4 protein-coding genes are annotated in these 2,282 nt (G+C 33.7%); all 4 read left to right on the forward strand.

All coding sequences use genetic code 11. From position 1 onward, the window contains the following. Positions 1–30: 30 nt before the first annotated feature. The gene (locus PX481_RS12180; protein WP_287730079.1) at positions 31–276 is read left to right on the forward strand and encodes a YlcI/YnfO family protein; all 246 of its coding nucleotides are present in this window, start codon (positions 31–33) and stop codon (positions 274–276) included. 101 nt (positions 277–377) lie between these two features. Continuing rightward, positions 378–728, forward strand: coding sequence for a hypothetical protein (locus PX481_RS12185; protein ID WP_002759757.1), 351 nt, complete (start codon positions 378–380; stop codon positions 726–728). Between the two features lie 238 nt (positions 729–966). Further along, positions 967–1,506: a hypothetical protein gene (locus tag PX481_RS12190; RefSeq protein ID WP_002759758.1), complete on the forward strand. Its 540-nt coding sequence runs from the start codon at positions 967–969 to the stop codon at positions 1,504–1,506. 8 nt (positions 1,507–1,514) lie between these two features. Then, positions 1,515–2,282 (forward strand): DNA adenine methylase (locus tag PX481_RS12195; protein ID WP_288094650.1); only part of this gene is annotated, 768 nt, incomplete at its 3' end.

Consider the following 2,282-nt stretch of genomic DNA (forward strand, 5'->3'; position numbering starts at 1 on the left):
AGGTTTCCTACGATTAATAGGTAAGTTACCATGAGTACCATCCAAGTTCAAATTCCCGACTCATTACAGAAAAGTTTAGATGATCTAGCGGCTCGTGATGGAATTTCGATCGATCAATTTATCTCTACTGCGATCGCTGAGAAACTTTCAGCGTTGATGACAGAAAATTACCTAATAGAAAGGTCCAAAAAGGGAAGTCGAGAAAAGTATCAGGCAATCTTAACAAAAGTTCCCGATGTTGAGTCAGAAGCCTATGACCGGCTGCCGACTGTCTGACATATCACTGCACCAGACTTTGTGCTAGACTTTGACAAGGCGGGTGAGTTCAACCGTTAGGCTGTCTTTTAATCCAATTAGTTTGATCGTAATTTCATAATATGAGCGAAGTCTTGAATTTGACTGGATTTATTAGAGATGTAAAATATACAGCCTGTCTAACAGAATCTTTAGACAGAGTATGTTTGGAACAATTTGATGTTAATGAATCCAGAGCTTATGGAATTATAGAGGCACAAAATACAGAAGTCGCTTATTCCAAGTGGGTTTCCCCTAAGCGAACCAGAAGTTATCCATTTGCCAGAATTTATAACACATATAATGCATCAAAAATATTGACAATAATACCGATTATTAAAGATGAGGGAAGAGATGGAGACTTAGATAAGCTTCAATATTCTACAGTTTCATGGATGAATTTACTCAATATATATAGTTCTTGGATACTATGAAAATGCGGAGAAAAGTCAAAAAACGAAACAGGAAAATAAACACAAACTTACCAAACAAAAGTTTAATAATGAATTTATTAAGAATCAAATAAAAGAAATTTTAAATTACAAGCAAAGTGCTTTACATTGGAATAAAAGTTTATTAGAAGAAAAGTTTACTTCGACTTTTCAACAGGCTCTTAATTCTTATAAAAATATCTCTGACAATACTGGTGTTTTTACTCATTCTCAAGCTAGTATGGGACAATATCTAAAAGCAGTTATGCTTGATTTTGAAGAATTCAAAAATATATCTCTAAAAGGCTCTAAAATGGCAAGTGAAAGGGAATCAGTTACAGTACATAAACATGAATATTTAGTCGATGGAAGGAAAGCAAACTTCTGTATTGAAAACTATTTGGGAGGAACTTATTATCTAGCACCAGACGAAATTTTATATATAAAAGATCAATATTACATTCAGGAGTCTAAAAATTCTACAAGGAAGGGGCTGCCAGATTTAACTGATATACAAGATGGTCTTTTTAAATTAATTCTGTATTCCAATATAGACTCCATTAACTTAAACAATCAATCCATAAATTTTGTGTCAAAGTTAAAACTTACAGGTAAAGGTATTAAAGACAAAATTACTTTACCTTGTCAATTGGAAAATCTAGAAAAATTTCTTGTGTTAAACTCGGATAATCTGAAGGAGAGAGAGCAGGAAATAATTAGAAAGCTTTTAGTTGAAGTTCAAACCAATAAAAAGCTCGAAATCGAGATAGGAGCTAATTAGTAAATAAAATGTCAAAAATTAAAAGTCCCTTGCGTTATCCGGGGGGGAAATCCCGGGCAATTAAGCAAATTTTGCCGCAAATTCCTGTGAATATTAGGGAATATCGAGAACCTTTTTTTGGTGGGGGTTCTGTATTTTTTGCTGTTAAGCAACTCTTTGGACAACAAATAAAAACCTATTGGATTAATGACTTAAATTATGATTTATATTGTTTCTGGCAATGCGCTCAAGAAAATATTGATTTATTGGTAGCAAAAATAACAGAAATTAAACAGAAATATGATACTGGACGAGAATTATTTCAAGATTTGACAAGGGAAGATTTAAAGTTAACCGACTTTGAGAAAGCAGTGCGTTTTTTTATCTTAAATCGGATTACTTTTTCGGGAACAGTGGATTCGGGAGGTTATTCTCAAGCTGCTTTTACCAGTAGATTTACTGATTCATCAATGGCCAGATTAACTCAAATTGCGCCGTTATTAGCATCAGTAAAAATTACTAACCAAGACTACGAAGAATTATTATTTGCTGAGGGAAAAGAAGTTTTTATCTTTCTCGATCCCCCCTACTATAGTGCCACAAAATCCCGTTTGTACGGTGTGAGAGGTAATTTACATACCAGCTTCGATCATCAACGTTTTGCCGATAATATGCGTCAATGTCAGGCTAAATGGTTAATTACCTACGATGATTGTCCAGAGATACGAAAACTCTTTGATTTTGCCCATATTATCGAGTGGAATCTTCAGTATGGCATGAATAATTATAAACAAGGA

The sequence above is a fragment of the Microcystis sp. M53603_WE2 genome (assembly GCF_030065435.1).